We start from the raw sequence: 17,611 nt of genomic DNA, 5'->3' as shown, positions 1-17,611 counted from the left end.
GATACCACCCCGCCGCTCATCATCCGCCCATCTCAATACATTGGCGGATGCATCCATGGAACAGTCACTCAAACATTTGCGCTTCCCATTGGCCATGTTGGCCGTACTGGTGATGAGCGCCTGCGGCAAGGCTCCGGAGTCTGCCGCTACCATGCCCGCGGCCAAAGTCAGCGTCGCCAAAGTGCTGGAACAACCGGTCAACGAGTGGGACGAATTCACCGGGCGCCTTGAAGCGCCAGAAACCGTAGAAATTCGCCCACGGGTCTCCGGCCAGATTGATGACGTGGCCTTCACTGAAGGTGCATTGGTCAAAAAAGGCGACTTGCTGTTCCAAATTGATCCACGCCCTTTCCAGGCCGAGGTCCGCCGCCTCGAAGCACTGGTTGCCCAAGGTCGCGCCAACGCCACCCGCAGCGAAAATGAAGCCCAGCGTGGCGAACGCCTGCGTACCAGCAACGCGATCTCCGCCGAACTGGCCGATTCGCGCACCAGTGCAGCTCAAGAAGCCCGCGCCGCCGTCGGAGCCCTCCAGGCCCAACTGGACCTGGCCAAACTGAACCTGAGTTTCACCCGAGTCACCGCGCCTATCAGCGGCCGCGTCAGCCGTGCAGAAATCACCGCGGGCAACCTGGTGACTGCCGACACCACCGCGCTGACCAGCGTCGTTTCCACCGACAAGGTCTACGCCTACTTCGACGCCGACGAACGCGTGTTCCTCAAATACACCCAGCTCGCTCGCCAGGGCAAACGCGGTGCAACCACTCCGGTTTACCTCGGTCTGTCCAACGAAGACGGCAATCCGCACCAGGGCGTGATGAACTTCGTCGACAACCAGGTCAACCCGAAAACCGGCACCATCCGCGGTCGCGCGGTCTTTGATAACGCAGACGGACAGTACACCCCAGGCTTGTATGCGCGCTTGAAACTGGTCGGCAGCGGCACCTACTCCGCCGTGCTGATCAACGACGAAGCGGTCGGTACCGACCTGGGCAAGAAATTCGTGCTGGTGATGGATGCCGACAACAAAACGGCCTATCGCTCCGTCGAGCTGGGGCCGAAGATCGAAGGTTTGCGCATCGTGCGCAGCGGCCTGAACAAGGACGACACCGTCATCGTCAAGGGTCTGCAACGGGTTCGCCCTGGCTCGCCGGTCACCCCTGAAGTGATCCCGATGGCCAGCGAACAAACCCTTGCGGCACTCGCACAACAACGACAAGCGCTGGAAGCCAGCAACCTGCCCCAAGTCGCACCTGCCAAGGTCGCGCCGGGTTCGGTTGTGAAACTGGCTGCTGCGACTCCACGCGGTTAAGGGACGACAACTTCGATGAATTTTTCCCAATTCTTCATTTCACGGCCGATCTTCGCAGCGGTACTTTCGCTGTTGATCCTGATCGCCGGTGCCATCTCGCTGTTCCAGTTGCCGATCAGCGAATACCCGGAAGTGGTACCACCGACCGTTGTGGTCCGTGCAAACTTCCCCGGCGCCAACCCAAAAGTCATCGGTGAAACCGTGGCCGCTCCCTTGGAGCAAGCCATTACCGGCGTCGAGAACATGCTGTACATGTCCTCGCAGTCCACTGCTGATGGCAAGATCACCCTGACCATCACCTTTGCCCTGGGCACCGACCTGGACAACGCACAGGTGCAGGTCCAGAACCGCGTGACCCGGACCGAGCCGAAACTTCCAGAAGAAGTGACGCGCATCGGTATCACCGTCGACAAGGCATCGCCCGACCTGACCATGGTTGTGCACTTGACCTCGCCGGACAAGCGCTACGACATGCTCTACCTGTCCAACTACGCCTTGCTCAACATCAAGGATGAGCTGGCGCGTCTGGGCGGTGTCGGTGATGTGCAGTTGTTCGGTATGGGCGACTACTCGCTGCGGGTCTGGCTCGATCCGAACAAGACCGCTTCACGTAACCTGACTGCCACCGACGTGGTGACGGCGATTCGTGAACAGAACCGTCAAGTCGCTGCCGGTGCGCTGGGTGCGCCCCCTGCCCCGAATGCCACGGCGTTCCAACTGTCGGTCAACACCCAAGGTCGCCTGGTTTCCGAAGAAGAGTTCGAGAACATCATCGTTCGCTCCGGCGACAACGGTGAAATCACGCGCCTGAAAGACATTGCTCGCATTGAGTTGGGTTCCAGCCAATACGCCCTGCGTTCGTTGCTGAACAACCAGCCAGCGGTGGCGATCCCGATCTTCCAGCGCCCTGGTTCCAACGCGATCGAGATCTCCAACGAAGTTCGCGACAAAATGGCCGAACTGAAGAAAAACTTCCCGGAAGGCATGGACTTCAGCATCGTCTATGACCCGACGATCTTCGTGCGCGGCTCCATCGAAGCAGTGGTTCACACCCTCTTCGAAGCACTGATTCTCGTGGTTCTGGTAGTGATCCTGTTCCTGCAAACCTGGCGCGCTTCGATCATTCCGTTGGTGGCAGTGCCGGTTTCGCTGATCGGTACGTTTGCCGTGATGCACCTGTTCGGCTTCTCGCTGAACGCCCTGTCACTGTTCGGCCTGGTATTGGCCATCGGTATCGTGGTGGACGACGCCATCGTGGTAGTGGAGAACGTGGAAAGGCACATCGAGCTGGGAGAATCGCCCGTAGAAGCCACCAAGAAAGCCATGCGAGAGGTGACCGGGCCGATCATCGCGACGGCGCTGGTGCTGTGTGCGGTATTTATCCCGGCGGCGTTCATTTCCGGACTCACCGGCCAGTTCTACAAACAGTTTGCCCTCACCATTGCCATCTCGACCGTGATCTCGGCGTTCAACTCGCTGACACTGTCCCCTGCCCTGGCGGCCGTGCTGCTCAAGAGCCACGATGCGCCGAAAGATCGCTTTACCAAAGTGCTTGATAAACTATTGGGCGGCTGGCTGTTCCGTCCGTTCAACCGGTTCTTCGAACGCGCCAGCCATGGCTATGTCGGCACCGTAGCCCGGGTTATCCGCAGCAGCGGTATTGCCCTGCTGTTGTACGCAGGGCTGATGGTGCTGACCTTCTTCGGTTTCGCCCACACCCCGACCGGTTTCGTACCTGGCCAGGACAAGCAATACCTGGTGGCCTTCGCACAACTGCCGGACGCCTCGAGCCTGGACCGTACCGAAGACGTGATCAAGCGCATGTCCGAACTGGCCCTGAAACAGCCTGGCGTGGAAAGTGCGGTGGCGTTCCCTGGCCTGTCGATCAACGGCTTCACCAACAGTCCTAACGCCGGCATCGTGTTCGTGACCCTGAAACCGTTCGACGAGCGCAAAGACCCGAGCATGTCGGCCGGTGCGATTGCCGGTGCGTTGAACGGCCAGTTCGCCGGGATCCAGGAAGCCTACATGGCGATCTTCCCGCCGCCGCCGGTGCAGGGTCTGGGCACTATCGGTGGTTTCCGCCTGCAGATCGAAGACAAGGGCAACCTCGGCTACGACGAGCTGTACAAAGAAACCATGAACATCATTACCAAGAGCCACAACGTGCCGGAACTGGCTGCGCTGTTCACCAGCTACACCGTGAACGTGCCACAGGTCGATGCCGCCATCGACCGGGAAAAAGCCAAGACCCATGGCGTGGCCGTCAGCGACATCTTCGACACCCTGCAAATCTACCTGGGTTCGCTGTATGCCAACGACTTCAACCGTTTCGGCCGCACCTACCAGGTCAACGTCCAGGCTGAACAGCAGTTCCGTCTGGAACCGGATCAGATCGGTCAGCTGAAAGTGCGTAACAACAAAGGCGAGATGATCCCGCTGGCGACCTTCATCAAGGTCAGCGACACCTCGGGTCCGGACCGCGTGATGCACTACAACGGCTTCATCACCGCTGAAATCAACGGTGCGGCAGCCCCAGGCTACAGCTCCGGCCAGGCTCAGACAGCGATCGAGAAACTGCTCAAGGAAGAACTTCCAAACGGCATGACCTACGAGTGGACCGACCTGACCTACCAGCAGATTCTGTCCGGCAACACCGCGCTGTTCGTGTTCCCGCTCTGCGTACTGCTGGCGTTCCTGGTGCTCGCGGCCCAATACGAAAGCTGGAGCCTGCCACTGGCGGTGATCCTGATCGTACCGATGACCCTGCTGTCGGCCATCACCGGTGTGATTGCTTCGGGAGGCGACAACAACATCTTCACCCAGATCGGCTTGATCGTACTGGTGGGACTTGCGTGTAAGAACGCGATTCTGATCGTCGAGTTTGCCAAGGATAAACAGCAGGATGAAGGCCTCAGCCCGCTCGCCGCGGTGCTCGAAGCTTGCCGTCTGCGCCTGCGTCCGATCCTCATGACCTCCTTCGCGTTCATCATGGGTGTTGTGCCTCTGGTCTTCTCCAGCGGTGCCGGTGCCGAAATGCGTCACGCCATGGGTGTAGCGGTGTTCTCCGGGATGCTCGGGGTGACCTTCTTCGGTCTGTTGCTGACGCCCGTGTTCTACGTATTGATTCGTAACTTTGTGGAGCGCGGTGAAAAGCGCAAAGCGGCCAAGGCCCTGAAACTGGAGGCGCAACAATGAGCCTGAAAGCCTTCCTGCCGAGCCTTCTGGTGCTGGCCCTGAGTGCCTGTGCCGTCGGCCCGGACTACAAGACCCCAGCCACTGAGCCAGCGAACATCACCACCGCCACCGATGGCGCTGCCGGTCAAAAAAACTTCGACCGCTCGCGTTTCGAAGGCATCTGGTGGCAGCAGTTCGAAGACCCGACCCTCAACCAGTTGGTGACTCAATCGCTGCAAGGCAACCGTGATTTGCGCGTAGCCTTCGCCCGCTGGAAAGCGGCTCGGGCGATTCGCGATGACGTCAGCAATGACGCCATGCCCACCATCACCAGCCGCGCCAGCAGTGATTTGGGCAAGGGTCAGATTCCGGGCCAGACCACCAAACGGGTCAACAGCGAACGTTACGACCTCGGCCTGGACATGGCGTGGGAGATCGACCTGTTTGGGCGTATCCAGCGCAACTTGGAATCCGCCGATGCCGAACAGCAGGCCCTCGAAGCCGATTTGTACCAACTGCAAGTCACCATGATTGCCGAACTGGTGGATTCTTATGGCCAATTGCGCGGCGCGCAATTGCGCGAAAAGATTGCCCTGGCCAACCTGAACAACCAGCAGGAGTCGCGCAAGATCACCGAAAGCCTGCGTGATGCCGGCGTCGGCGATCAACTGGACGTGGAGCGTGCCGATGCACGCCTCGCCTCGGTCGAAGCCAGCGTGCCGCAGTTGCAGGCCGAACAGGTTCGGCAGAAAAACCGTATCGCCACCCTGCTGGGTGAGCGTCCGGACAAACTGACCGTCGACCTGAGTCCAAAAGACTTGCCGGCGATCGCAAAGGCGTTGCCGATCGGCGATCCGGGTGAATTGCTGCAACGTCGCCCGGACATCCTCAGCGCCGAACGCAAACTGGCTTCCTCCACCGCCCGTATCGGCGTCGCAAAGGCTGATTTGTTCCCTCGGGTCAGCCTCAGCGGCTTCCTTGGCTTTACTGCAGGGCGTGGTTCGCAGATCGGTTCTGCGGCGGCCAATGCCTGGGCGCTTGGCCCGAGCATTACTTGGGCTGCGTTCGATCTGGGCAGCGTGCGAGCCCGTCTGCGCGGCGCCGATGCCGATGCCGAAGGCGCGCTGGCGACCTACGAGCAGCAAGTGCTGCTGGCGCTGGAAGAATCGGAAAACGCGTTCAGCGACTACGGAAAACGTCAGCAACGGCTGATCTCACTGATTCGTCAAAGCGAAGCGAGCCGTTCAGCCGCGGACCTGGCCGAGATTCGCTACCGCGAAGGCACCGTGGACTTCCTCGTCCTGCTGGATGCCCAACGCGAGCGCCTGGCGGCCGAAGATACCCAGGCATCGGCCGAAACTGACCTGTATCGCGGCATTGTCGCGATCTACAAAGCCCTTGGCGGTGGCTGGCAACCAGAGACAGTCGCCAGCAAGTAAGTTTTTAAAGAGCTCCTTTGGTTGGCCGCAACCAACCAATTTTTTAGCCCTGCGCCTCATTCGGTCGCGGGGCTTTTTTTTCTTTTTCAGAAGGCGGAGTGAACCTCTGTGGGAGCGAGCCTGCTCGCGATAGCGGTGGGTCAGTCACCATCATCGTTGAATGTTCATCCGTCATCGCGAGCAGGTTCGCTCCCACAAGGGGGGTTAGGGTTGGTTTTGAACTCTTTGGTTTTCCATGACGGTGACAGTGGTCCCGGCACTCAGGTGGTTTTTTTCGACATCGTCAGCATCAATCTGAATCCGCACCGGCACCCTTGCCCGGGGTTGATTATCGCCTTGAAGTACTGGAGCAGCGGTTGCATGGGAATACTCTTCGGGTCATCTCCAGCAAGCGTAGTCACTGCTTCACGGCTTCGACGGGTTTCAATGTCGACGCGACCTGTAGGGAAAATCGCCGACTTTGAACTGAGTCAGGGTTTGACTCACACGCCCGGCTGACCGAAGCTGACAACTTTGCAAAAGCCGCCAGCCCCCGGATTCCTGCATGCCCCAGTCCCGCCGCTACTTGCTCATCAGCCTCTGTGTCCTGTTCGCCTTCGCTCTTGCCTGGTTTTTCTTGCGCAGCACGACACCCGTGGTACCGGAAGCCATCAAGCGCGGCTACAGCGAAGCGCTGACCCAGGCGCGCGCCGGGCAACCGGGGGCCGCACGGGTGCTTTACCAGCAACTGGGCCGCCCTGACCTGTCGCCCAAGCGCCGTGTCTGGCTGCATGCCGAACTGCCGAATTACCCGAGCCCGCAAGCCCTGAAACTGGCGGATGCAGACCTGCAAAACCCTTCGGCCGACGTGCGCATCGCAGCGATCAAAAGCATTGGCGGACTGGTGCCCAGTGGGCAGCGCAGTCTGCTGATCGGACCGTTGCTCGATGACAGCGAACAAAGCGTCCGGTCTGCCGCGATCAACGCGCTGTTGGGTTTATCGCCGGATGACCTGGGCTTGTATTTCGGGCCGTTGCAGCAAGCCATCGATGCCTGGGAACGGGACCTGAAAAGCCTGCCGGAAAGCGCCGAAACCCAATACCAACTGGCCCGTTTGCATGTGCACAATGCCGAACTCAAAGAAGCGCAGCAGGCGCTGGAACGCACACTGCAACTGAACCCAGGCAATCTGCCAGCGCTGGTGATGCAAATCGAAGTACTGGATAAGCAAGGCCAGAGCGACGCAGCCCGGCAATTGCTGGCGAAACAGTTGAAGGCTCAACCCGACTCGGCCTACCTGCAACACGCCTTGGGGCTTTGGTTGCTGCATCACGGGCAAAGCGAGTTCGCCCTGCTTGGTCTGTCCAAAGCGGTCGAGATCGAACCGAACAACAAGGACTATCGCTACGACCTGGCGACTACGCTGCACGGTGAGCAAGAGCTGGAAGCGGCGCAAAAACAGCTGCAGGAAATCGTCCAGCGCCACCCGGCCGATCGCAAGGCGCGGGTACTGCTGATCAATTACTGGAAAGAAAGCGGACAATTACAGAACGTGCAGATCCTTCTGGCGCAGCTGGAACAGCTCAACCCCGATGATCCGGCGTTGCAGCAAGGCTTGTAACGTCACCTTCTGGCAGGTCAACAAAAAGGTTGAACCGTCACCACGGCAAAAGGTCAAGTGATCAGGCAGTCCATTCAGGCACTTCAGGCCTGCTGCCTCGCTTCCCCTAGTCATGAGAGGGTTTTTTTTGTCTGCATCTAACGAGTTGTTCAGTGCAAAAGCCGCCACCGGCATCGAAGGTCTGGATGACATCCTGGCCGGTGGATTGTCCCGCGGCCATGTGTTTTTGCTGGAGGGTGAACCCGGCACCGGCAAAACCACCGTCGCTTTGCATTTTCTGTTGGCTGGCGCCCGTGCCGGCGAGCGCTCGTTGTACATCACGCTTTCAGAAACCGAGCGCGAACTGCGCCAAGGGGCTTTGTCCCACGGTTGGGAGCTGGATGAAAACATTCACATCTTCGAACTGACCCCGCCAGAAAGCCTGCTCAATGCCGAGCATCAGCAAAGCCTCCTGTATTCCTCGGACCTTGAGCTGGGCGAAGCGACCAAACAGATTTTCGAAGTGGTCGAACGGGTCAAGCCGACCCGTGTGGTCCTCGACAGCCTCTCCGAAATCCGCTTGCTGGCCCAGAGCTCGTTGCGTTATCGCCGGCAGATTCTGGCGATCAAGCACTACTTCGTGCGCTACGACGCCACCGTGCTATTGCTCGATGACCTGACCACCGAATCCCTCGATAAAACCGTGCACAGTGTGGCGCACGGGGTGGTTCGCCTGGAAGAACTGACGCCCAACTACGGCGCCGAGCGCCGGCGGATCCGTGTCGTCAAGTACCGCGGTCAAAAGTACCGTGGCGGTTTTCATGACTTCACGATTATGGGCGACGGCGTTCACGTCTTCCCTCGTCTGGTTGCGGCGGAACACCGCGGCGGTTATGTTCGCCAACAATTGACCAGCGGCATCAAGGAAATGGACGCCCTGCTCGGCGGCGGCATCGAGACCGGTTCGAGCACGCTGATTCTTGGCCCGGCCGGCACCGGCAAGTCGCTGATCTCGATGATCTTCGCCGCAGCGGCCGTCGCCCGGGGTGAAAAAGCCGCGCTGTTTATCTTCGATGAAGAGCTGGGACTGCTGTTCGAGCGCATGAAAAACATGGGCATCGACCTGCAGGCGCTGCAAGACACCGGCAACCTGCTGATCGAGCAAGTCGACGCCGCCGAACTGTCTCCCGGCGAGTTCTCGCACCGGGTTCGTCGTTGCGTCGATGAGCGCAGTATCAAAACCGTGGTGATCGACAGCATCAACGGCTATCAGGCCGCAATGCCCGAGGAAAACGCGCTGGTACTGCACATGCACGAGTTGCTGCTGTACCTCAATCGCCGAGGCGCCGCGACGTTCATGACCGTGGCCCAACATGGGCTGGTCGGGGACATGCAGGCCCCGGTCGACATTACTTATCTGGCTGACACGGTGATTCTGTTGCGCTACTTCGAAGCCGTGGGCAAGGTTCGCCGGGCCGTTTCAATTATCAAGAAACGCACCGGTAGCCACGAATCGACCATTCGCGAATACCGCATCTGCAGCACGGGCATGACCATCGGTGAGCCTTTGGATGCGTTCCAGGGTGTATTGCGCGGCATGCCGACCTATCTGGGCGCCAGCCAGCCACTCCTCAAGGATGATGACCGGTGAGTGTTGTCGAGGCGATGTCCGAGCGCACGATCATTCTCGCGCCGCTGGGACGTGACAGCCAGATTGCGCTGATGATGCTTAACGAGGCGGGATTCGAAGGTCTAGTGACCCGGGATCTGGTCACGCTGTGCAGCGAGCTGGCGCAAGGTGCCGGCCTGCTGGTGATTTCTTCGGAAGCCTTGCTGGGTTGTGATCTCGAACCGCTGCTGAGCCTGATCGAGGAACAACCGGCCTGGTCAGACCTGCCAATTGTACTGCTGACCCACCACGGCGGCCCGGAGCAGAACCCCGCGTCACGTCTCGGCCCGCAATTGGGCAACGTAACCTTCCTCGAGCGTCCGTTTCATCCGGTGACGTTGATCAGCCTGGTCACTACCGCGTTGCGTGGGCGACGAAGGCAGTATGAAGCCAGGGACCGGTTGATTGACCTGAGCCAAAGCGAACTGCGCCTGCAAAATACGCTGGAAACCCTCGAACAACAGGTCGAGGAACGTACCGCCCAACTGCGTCACAACGAAGAAGCCCTCAGACAGTCGCAGAAAATGGAGGCAGTCGGCCAACTCACCGGCGGTATCGCCCACGACTTCAACAACATGTTGACCGGTATCATTGGCAGCCTTGAGTTGCTGCGCCGACGCCTGGCCCGTGGTCGCACCGACGACCTGGACGGCCTGATTGATCTGGGGGTGACCTCGGCCAATCGCGCGGCAGGTCTGACCCATCGTCTGCTGGCGTTTTCCCGACGCCAGTCGCTGGATTCCAAACCCGTGAAAATGAACACCCTGGTGGCGTCCATGGGCGAACTCTTGCAGCGCAGCATCAACGAAAGCATTCAACTGGACATGCAGTTGAGCGAGAGCTTGTGGGTGGCCGAGGCCGACCCCAACCAACTCGAAAGCGCCCTCCTCAACCTTGTGCTGAACGCCCGCGATGCCATGCCCGAAGGCGGAAAACTGGTGGTCAAGACCTCGAATCAACACTTGGACAAGGGGTTCACGCAAGTCCAAAGCAACCTGCAACCGGGTGATTACGTCGTGCTGCGCGTGACCGACACCGGCTGCGGCATGCCGGAAAGCACCATCAGCAGGGCCTTTGATCCGTTCTTCACGACCAAACCGATCGGCCAGGGCACCGGTTTGGGATTATCGATGATTTACGGTTTCAGCAAGCAATCCCACGGCCACGTCACCATCGAGAGTGAAGTGGGTAACGGCACGACGGTGAGTCTGTATTTGCCGCGCTACAACGGTGATCTGGTTGAGGACACCCTGGTCGATATCGCACACGCGCCTTACGCTCAGGACGGTGAAACCGTGCTGATCGTCGAGGACGATCCGGCGGTGCGCGTGCTGGTCAGTGCAGTGCTGAGTGAGTTGGGCTACGCCTTCGTCGAAGCCGGCGATGCCGACAGCGCGGTGCCGATCCTCGACTCCGGCCAGCGTATCGATCTGTTGATCAGCGATGTGGGCCTGCCTGGAATGAACGGCCGGCAACTGGCGGAAATCGGTCGGCAGTACCGGCCTGATCTGAAAGTGTTGTTCATTACCGGTTATGCCGAGCACGCGGCGGTGCGCGGTGGATTCCTTGACCCTGGCATGCAGATGATCACCAAGCCGTTCACCTTCGACCTGTTGACGGCCAAGGTGCGGGAGATGATCCGAATCTGAAAGCCCCCATGACGGGGGCTTCGGGGCCATTTACGACAGCATTTCCTGCATCAGCTCTTGCAACACATCCAGATCGAACGGTTTGCCGAGGATCGGCGCCTTGCGCGTGATCGGGCTGTCGGTCTCGCGGATTTCCTGCGGATAACCGCTGATAAAAATCACTTTGAGCTCAGGTCGCAGCTTTACGGCAGGCTCGGCGATCTGCACGCCGGAAATCCCGCCAGGCAGGCGAAAGTCAGTGATCATCATGTCCAGGTGCGGCTTGCTCGCCAGTATTTCGAAGGCCTGCTCGCCGTTTTCGGCCTGCAGCACCCGGTAACCCTCACCCGACAAGTAAGCGGACAATACCATCAGAATCGAGGGGTCATCCTCGACAATGAGTACTACATCTTGTGCATCTTCACTCATGGGAAGCCTTTGTTCGGTCAATAGCTGCTGATACGACCATGGGGTCGATCAGAGGTTGCGTTTATCCGGCTGTTTTCCTACAGCGGCAGACAAACGCGAAATAAGGCGCCCTCGTTGATCTTGCTCTCGACGGCGATGGAGCCGCCATGGGCGGCGACGATCTGCTCGGAAATAAACAGCCCCAGTCCCAGCCCCGCGACCACGGTCTTGGCTGACACCCGTTCGAACTGTTGAAAAATACGCTTCTGGTTTTCTTCACTGATACCGATCCCGCGATCCTGCACTTCGACCCGTGCCTGACCCTCGTGACTGTAGACCCTCACATCGATCCGGCTCTTGCCACCATAACGCAAGGCGTTGGTCAGCAGATTTGAAATCACTTGCTCGATACGAAATTCGTCCCAGTTGCCGACCACTGGCTGCTCGGCGCTAAAGGCAACGGAACACTCGGCGGCGTCGACCTGCGGCGCGAAGTTTTGCAACAGGTTGCTGACCAATTGCACGAGGTCGAATCGGGTCGAGCGGATCGACAACTTGCCGGTGCGAATGCGTGACACATCCAGCATGTCTTCAATCAGACGGATCAGGCTTTTGATCTGGCGCTCGTCACGGTCGACCATGGCGTGCATCTTGTCGAGGGTGAACGCCGACGCGTTGTCCCGGGCCAGGTGCATCTTGCGCAACTGGGTTTCGAGGATCAGGCCATTCAGCGGCGTGCGCACTTCATGGGCGACGATCGACATGAAGTCATCACGCATGCGCACCGCTTGTTCCAGCTCATTCTGGGTGGTCTGCAATTGCTTGAGCAGCGCTTCCTGTTCGCGGCGAGCCTGCTCCAGCTCTTCGACTTGTTGCTTCATCGCCTTGCTTTGGCGGTACAGGTCAACGAAGACGTTGACCTTGCTTTTGACGGCGTGAATATCCAGTGGCTTGTGCAGGAAGTCCACGGCCCCGCTTTCGTAACCCTTGAACGCGTAGTTCAGCTCGCGGCCGGCGGCACTGACAAACACGATCGGGATGTTCTTGGTTTTCTCCGTGCCGCGCATTAACTCGGCCAGTTCAAAGCCGTTCATACCCGGCATCTGCACGTCGAGAATGGCCATGGCGAATTCGTGTTGCAGCAGCAACGACAAGGCTTCGTCTGCGGACAAGGCTTTGTAGACTATGCGGTCTTCACGCTTGATCAGTGCCTCGAGCGCCAGCAGGTTCTCCGGCAGATCGTCGACAATCAGCAATTTGGCTTGAATGTTACTTAGCATGCTATTCGTTCCAGCTCGACAAGCAGACGGCCGATGCCGCGTATAGGGAGAATGTGGTCCGGGTGATGCAAATCCAGCGCTGCCCGAGGCATGGTCGCGACCTGGGCTTCGTCCGGGTCCTGCACGATGGTCAGGCCACCGCGATGTTTGACCTGGGCCAGCCCTCGTGCGCCATCACGGTTCGCGCCAGTCAGCAGCACGGCCGCCAGGCTTGAACCATAGGCATCGGCAGCCGACTCGAACAGAAAATCAATGGAGGGACGCGAGTAATGCACGCGATCCTCCAGGCTCAAGGAAAAGCTGCGGTCCTGCTCCACTGACAAGTGATAACCCGGCGTGGCGAAATAAAGGGTTCCAGCTTCCACGTGGGTTTTGTCGCCGGCTTCCTCGACAGGCATCGAAACCCGGCGGGCAAAGACTTCGACCAGCTGGCTGCGGCGCTCGTCAGGCAGGTGCAGCACTACGATAATCGGCAGTACGAACCCTTCACGCAACGGACTGAGAATGTTGAGTAATGCCTCCACGCCACCGGCCGAAGCGCCAATAACGATAGCTTCTATCGAAGGCAAATCCGCTGCATTGTTCATGATTTACGGTAAATCCGTTCTTGTTTGACCAAGGGTACAAACTGGTTGCCGAAGGCCGAAAAATCCGGGGTTTCCTTACTGCCCAGGACCAGGAATCCGCGATGGCAAAGGGACTCATGAAACAGCCCGAACGCACGATCCTGGAGCTTTTTATTGAAATAAATCAAAACATTACGACACGAAATCAATTGAGTTTCTGAAAAGACGCTGTCCGTCGCCAAGCTGTGATCGGCGAAGGTCACGTTCTCACACAATGTCTTGTCGAAAATCGCGTAGCCATACGCCGCTGTGTAGTAGTCGGCGAACGAACGCTGGCCACCGGCCTGCTGATAGTTATGAGTGTAGGCACGGACATTCTCCATGGAGAAAATCCCCTGCTTGGCCTTCTCCAGCGAGCGCGGGTTGATGTCGGTGGCGTAAATGATCGTGCGATCGAGCAAGCCTTCTTCGCGCAGCAGAATCGCCATCGAATAGACTTCTTCGCCCGTGCTGCAACCGGCGATCCAGATCTTGATCGACGGATAGGTTTTGAGCAGTGGCACCACTTCCTTGCGGATTGCCAGGAAATGCGAAGGATCGCGAAACATCTCGCTGACCGGAATCGTCAGCAATTGCAGCAACTGCATGAACGCGGTCGGATCGTGCAGCACCTTTTCTTGCAGGGCTGAAATGGTATTGCACTCGAATTGCACCAACGCATGATTGACCCGGCGCTTGATCGAAGCGCCGGAATAATCGCGAAAGTCGTAGCTGTACTTGAGGTAGATCGCCTCGATCAACAACCGCAACTCGATTTCGCTGTTTCGCGCCACTGTATTAATGCGTTCCACTAAATGCGTTCCATCTTCGGTAACCACACGCGAATCAGCGAAAACAGGCGATCCAGGTCGATAGGCTTGGCCAGGTAATCGTTGGAGCCGGCTTGCAGGCAGCGCTCCTGATCGTCCTTCATGGCCTTGGCCGTCACCGCAATGATTGGCAGCTTGCGCCAGCGCGGGTCCTTGCGGATCTCGATGGTGGCTTCGAAGCCATCCATCTCCGGCATCATCACGTCCATCAACACCAGATCGATGTCCTCGACTTCATTCAACCTTTCAATCGCCTCACGGCCGTTCCGGCCGATGACCACGACTGCACCCTTTTGCTCCAAAGCGCTGGTCAGGGCAAAGATGTTGCGCACATCGTCGTCCACCAGCAGCACTTTGCGGCCCTCGAAGACCTTGTCGCGGCTGCGCGCGGTCTTGAGCATCCGTTGGCGTTCATGGGACAGCCTGGATTCGACTTTGTGCAGAAAAAGTGTGACCTCATCCAGCAAACGCTCGGGTGAGCGAGCGCCTTTGATAATGATCGAACGCGAGTACTTGCGCAGTTCAGCCTCTTCGTCCCGGGTCAGGTTGCGTCCGGTGTAAACGATCACCGGCGGGAACGAGCAAATATCTTCGGTGGACATGCGCTTGAGCAGGTCGTTGCCGAGCATGTCCGGCAGCTTCAGGTCGATGATCATGCAATCGAAAACGGTCGTGCGCAGCAGGTCAAGCGCTTCCTGGGCGAAGCCGACGGCGGTGATCTCGATGTCTTCGTCGCCGATCAGGCGAGCAATGCTGTCGCGTTGCAAATCATCGTCTTCGACCAGCAGCACCCGCTTGACCTTCTGGGTCAGCTTGGCTTCGAGGCGGGCAAACACGTCCTTGAGTTCTTCGCGAGTGGTCGGCTTGACCGCATAACCGATCGCGCCCATGTGCATGGCCGCCTCGACCCGATCCTCCACCGAAATCACATGAACCGGAATATGGCGGGTTCCGGCATGTTCTTTCAGACGCTGCAATACGGTCAGCCCGGAATGATCCGGCAGGCGCATGTCCAGCAGAATGGCGTCGGGAATGAACTCTTTGGCCAGGTCGTAGCCTTCATCGGCCCCGTGGGCGACCAGGCACTGGTAACCCAGTTCGTGGGCCAGATCGTAGAGAATGTTTGCAAAGTTCGGCTCATCTTCCACCACCAGGATGCAACGGGTGGTGAATGGCGCCTTGCTGCGATCATCGTCGAAACGCGGAATGTCGACTTCGGCGATCAGCGGCACCCGCGCGGGCGTTGCCACTCTCGGTTTTGCGGCGACCGGGGTAGCCTGCATCGGCGCGACCGGCGCATCAACCGGTTCTACGTATTGCTGCGGCAGCACCAGGGTGAACACACTGCCCTGCCCCGGCTCGCTGGTGACGCTGATCGAACCGCCCAACAACGCCGCCAGGTCCCTGGAAATCGACAAGCCCAGACCCGTGCCGCCATAACGGCGATTGGTGGTGCCGTCGGCCTGGCGGAAGGCTTCGAAAATGCTTTCCTGCTGGTCGGCGGCGATGCCGATCCCGGAATCGCGGACGATAAAGGCAATGCTGTCGTTTAGCTGGGACGCCACCGTGAGGCTGACGGTGCCCTTTTCGGTAAATTTCACCGCGTTCGATAGCAGGTTCTTGATGACTTGCTCCAGACGCTGGCGGTCGGTGAACAGCATCATCGGCGAACCGGGCTGCAAGTCGACTTCAAACTTCAACTTCTTGTCAGAGGCCATCGGCTCGAACATCCCGCGCAGTCCGTCCACCAGACGCGCAACGCTGGTGTTCTCGGCGTGCATTTCCAGCTTGCCGGCCTCGACCTTGGAAATATCAAGAATGTCATTGATCAGATTGAGCAAGTCATTGCCGGCGGAATAGATCGACTCGGCGAACTTCACCTGCTCGGCGCTGAGGTTTTCCTGAGGGTTTTCTGCCAGCAACTTGGCCAGGATCAGCGAACTGTTCAACGGCGTGCGCAGCTCGTGGGACATGTTGGCGAGGAATTCGGACTTGTACTTGCTCGAGCGCTGTAACTCTTCGGCGCGCTCTTCAAGCTGCGCCTGGGCTTGATTGAGCTCGGTGTTTTTCAAGTCCATCGCATCACGCTGGTCGGCCAGGATTTGCGCCTGATCGGCAAGTTGTTCGTTGGTCTGCTCCAATTCGACTTGCTGGGTTTCCAGGTGAGCCTGAGACTCCTTGAGAATCCGCGACTGCTCTTCGAGCTCTTCGTTGGCGGTCTTGAGTTCTTCCTGCTGAACTTGCAGCTCTTCGTTGAGTTGCTGGGTTTCAGCGAGTACTTCCTGCAAACGTTGACGATAACGTGCAGCCTCGATTGACGTTCCGATGTTGCCGGCAATCAGTTCAAGCAACTCGATGTCCCGGTCGTCCAAGGGGCGCAGGAAGCCCAGTTCGATCACGCCGTTGACCCGCTCATCGTCGCTGGTGGGCACCACGAGCACGCTATGCGGCAGGCCTTCGCCCAGGCCGGAGCTGACTTTGAAGTAGTCGTTTGGCACCTGATCGAGTCGGATCAGGCGAGCCTGTTGCGCCACCTGCCCGACAATCCCTTCATCACTGTAAATCTGCTGGTTGCGCTCTTCCTGCTCGCGAGAAAAACCGTATGACGCCACACGCTTGAGGCCACCGTGTTCTTCACGCACATAAATAGCGGCGACGGCGGAGCCCAGATATTGCGCGCAGAACTGCAGGATGTTGCGCCCCAACAGGTTGAGGGACAGTTGCCCCAACACCTGCTCGGCCAGTTCGGTCTGGCCGTTGCGCAGCCACGCTTGCTGTTCCAGGCGCCAGGCGCTGGCCTGTTGCGCGGCGAGGTTGGCGCTGTAATTCTGAGAAAGGTTGAGTAAGTCACGACGGCCGATATACGCCAGCAATCCGCTGATACCAAGGATGAACAACAGGTAGAGGGAGATGCTCCAGATCGTGGTGCGGCGCACGTCCTCGTTGCGCGTGGTTCGCAACTGCTGCTCCATGTCGATCACGTCTTCGAATTGCTTGCGGATCTCATCGGTCAGCCGCTTGCCGCGCCCGGCCCTGACGGCACTGCGATAATCGCCGCTGGCGCGCTGCAGATCGATCATTGATTGCGCGTAGGTGGCCCACTCCACCTGCAAGGCCTGAAGCCGGCGCAGACGGTCGGTTTGCACCGGGTTGTCGGCGGTGAGTTCAATCAAGGTATTGAGCGCGACCGCGATTCTCGGCTTGGCCGTCTCGTAGGGATCGAGGAAATGCTCGTCGCCACTGAGTAGAAAGCCACGCATCCCGGTTTCCAGATCAACGGTCAGCTTCACCGCTTCATTGGCGTTATTGATCACCCGGTCGGTGTGTTCGACCCACTGGATCACCGACAGCAGGTAAGTGATCAGCGAAACAAAGAACACCGCACTGAGCACACCGACACCCAACGGCAGGCTGATGTTGCGGCTCAGGAGTTTACGGAATCGTTGCTCATCAACCGAAGACGCAGAGGTCATGGGAAGGCCTTGTCGAACTGTTCAAAACCAAGGAGTTTGCCCCAAAACGGGCACATTGATCCAATTTTCTGACGCGTACTCGGGCAAATCCCCGCATTTAGCTGCTCTTGTTCAAAGGAGCGGTTATCCTGCCGACTCTTGTACAGCTATTCTTTTTTGCACAACGCTGGGAACTTGTCGGGATCTGCCACTTACTCATGCTAGAGCCCGGCGA

The 17,611-nt window shown here is 58.8% G+C and carries 11 protein-coding genes and 1 pseudogene; 6 read left to right on the top strand and 6 right to left on the bottom strand.

The genetic code is table 11. The features are described from left to right. Positions 1 to 55 precede the first annotated feature (55 nt). Genes mexE through ACA051_RS15075 form a run of 3 tightly spaced genes read left to right on the top strand, consistent with a single transcriptional unit; the run spans position 56 to position 5,925 of the window. On the top strand, positions 56 to 1,309 hold the full coding sequence (mexE, locus tag ACA051_RS15085) for a multidrug efflux RND transporter periplasmic adaptor subunit MexE (RefSeq protein WP_497310495.1): 1,254 nt from the start codon (positions 56 to 58) through the stop codon (positions 1,307 to 1,309). A 15-nt stretch (positions 1,310 to 1,324) separates the two neighbouring features. Beyond that, positions 1,325 to 4,507, top strand: coding sequence for an efflux RND transporter permease subunit (locus ACA051_RS15080; protein ID WP_497375485.1), 3,183 nt, complete (start codon positions 1,325 to 1,327; stop codon positions 4,505 to 4,507). Next, a complete protein-coding gene (locus ACA051_RS15075; RefSeq protein ID WP_497299010.1) occupies positions 4,504 to 5,925 on the top strand; it encodes an efflux transporter outer membrane subunit in 1,422 nt (473 codons plus the stop codon). Before ACA051_RS15080 ends, ACA051_RS15075 begins: the two co-directional genes overlap by 4 nt. A gap of 204 nt (positions 5,926 to 6,129) precedes the next feature. Here ACA051_RS15075 and ACA051_RS15070 read toward each other — a convergent pair. After that, positions 6,130 to 6,240 (bottom strand): annotated as a pseudogene (locus ACA051_RS15070) (HlyD family secretion protein); the annotation flags it as partial. 229 nt (positions 6,241 to 6,469) lie between these two features. Between ACA051_RS15070 and ACA051_RS15065 the strand changes: the two are divergent. The 3 genes from ACA051_RS15065 to ACA051_RS15055 all read left to right on the top strand — a co-directional run bounded on the left by ACA051_RS15065 (position 6,470) and on the right by ACA051_RS15055 (position 10,822). Further along, positions 6,470 to 7,525 carry a tetratricopeptide repeat protein gene (locus ACA051_RS15065; protein ID WP_497375483.1) on the top strand — a complete coding sequence of 352 codons (1,056 nt, stop codon included), beginning with the start codon at positions 6,470 to 6,472 and terminating at the stop codon, positions 7,523 to 7,525. Between the two features lie 127 nt (positions 7,526 to 7,652). Beyond that, positions 7,653 to 9,155 (top strand): ATPase domain-containing protein, encoded by a 1,503-nt coding sequence (locus tag ACA051_RS15060; RefSeq protein WP_497310491.1) that lies wholly within the window; start codon positions 7,653 to 7,655, stop codon positions 9,153 to 9,155. A gap of 14 nt (positions 9,156 to 9,169) precedes the next feature. Continuing rightward, positions 9,170 to 10,822: an ATP-binding protein gene (locus tag ACA051_RS15055; RefSeq protein ID WP_497310598.1), complete on the top strand. Its 1,653-nt coding sequence runs from the start codon at positions 9,170 to 9,172 to the stop codon at positions 10,820 to 10,822. Between the two features lie 30 nt (positions 10,823 to 10,852). On the opposite strand, the gene ACA051_RS15050 is transcribed toward ACA051_RS15055, so the two are convergent. The 5 genes from ACA051_RS15050 to ACA051_RS15030 form a co-directional block, all read right to left on the bottom strand. Beyond that, positions 10,853 to 11,230, bottom strand: a complete 378-nt coding sequence (locus ACA051_RS15050; RefSeq protein WP_059405185.1) for a response regulator — start codon at positions 11,228 to 11,230, stop codon at positions 10,853 to 10,855. 77 nt (positions 11,231 to 11,307) lie between these two features. Then, positions 11,308 to 12,489, bottom strand: coding sequence for a hybrid sensor histidine kinase/response regulator (locus tag ACA051_RS15045; RefSeq protein ID WP_497310490.1), 1,182 nt, complete (start codon positions 12,487 to 12,489; stop codon positions 11,308 to 11,310). After that, complete coding sequence (locus ACA051_RS15040; protein WP_497375481.1) at positions 12,483 to 13,076, bottom strand: chemotaxis protein CheB; 594 nt, start codon at positions 13,074 to 13,076, stop codon at positions 12,483 to 12,485. The genes ACA051_RS15045 and ACA051_RS15040 overlap by 7 nt, the downstream gene beginning before the upstream one ends. Continuing rightward, on the bottom strand, positions 13,073 to 13,906 hold the full coding sequence (locus ACA051_RS15035) for a CheR family methyltransferase (protein ID WP_497310488.1): 834 nt from the start codon (positions 13,904 to 13,906) through the stop codon (positions 13,073 to 13,075). Before ACA051_RS15035 ends, ACA051_RS15040 begins: the two co-directional genes overlap by 4 nt. Further along, positions 13,906 to 17,397: a response regulator gene (locus ACA051_RS15030; RefSeq protein ID WP_497310487.1), complete on the bottom strand. Its 3,492-nt coding sequence runs from the start codon at positions 17,395 to 17,397 to the stop codon at positions 13,906 to 13,908. Before ACA051_RS15030 ends, ACA051_RS15035 begins: the two co-directional genes overlap by 1 nt. Between the last annotated feature and the right edge of the window lie 214 nt (positions 17,398 to 17,611).

Source organism: Pseudomonas sp. LBUM1669 (assembly GCF_059695705.1).
This window is presented reverse-complemented; position numbering and strand designations above follow the sequence as displayed.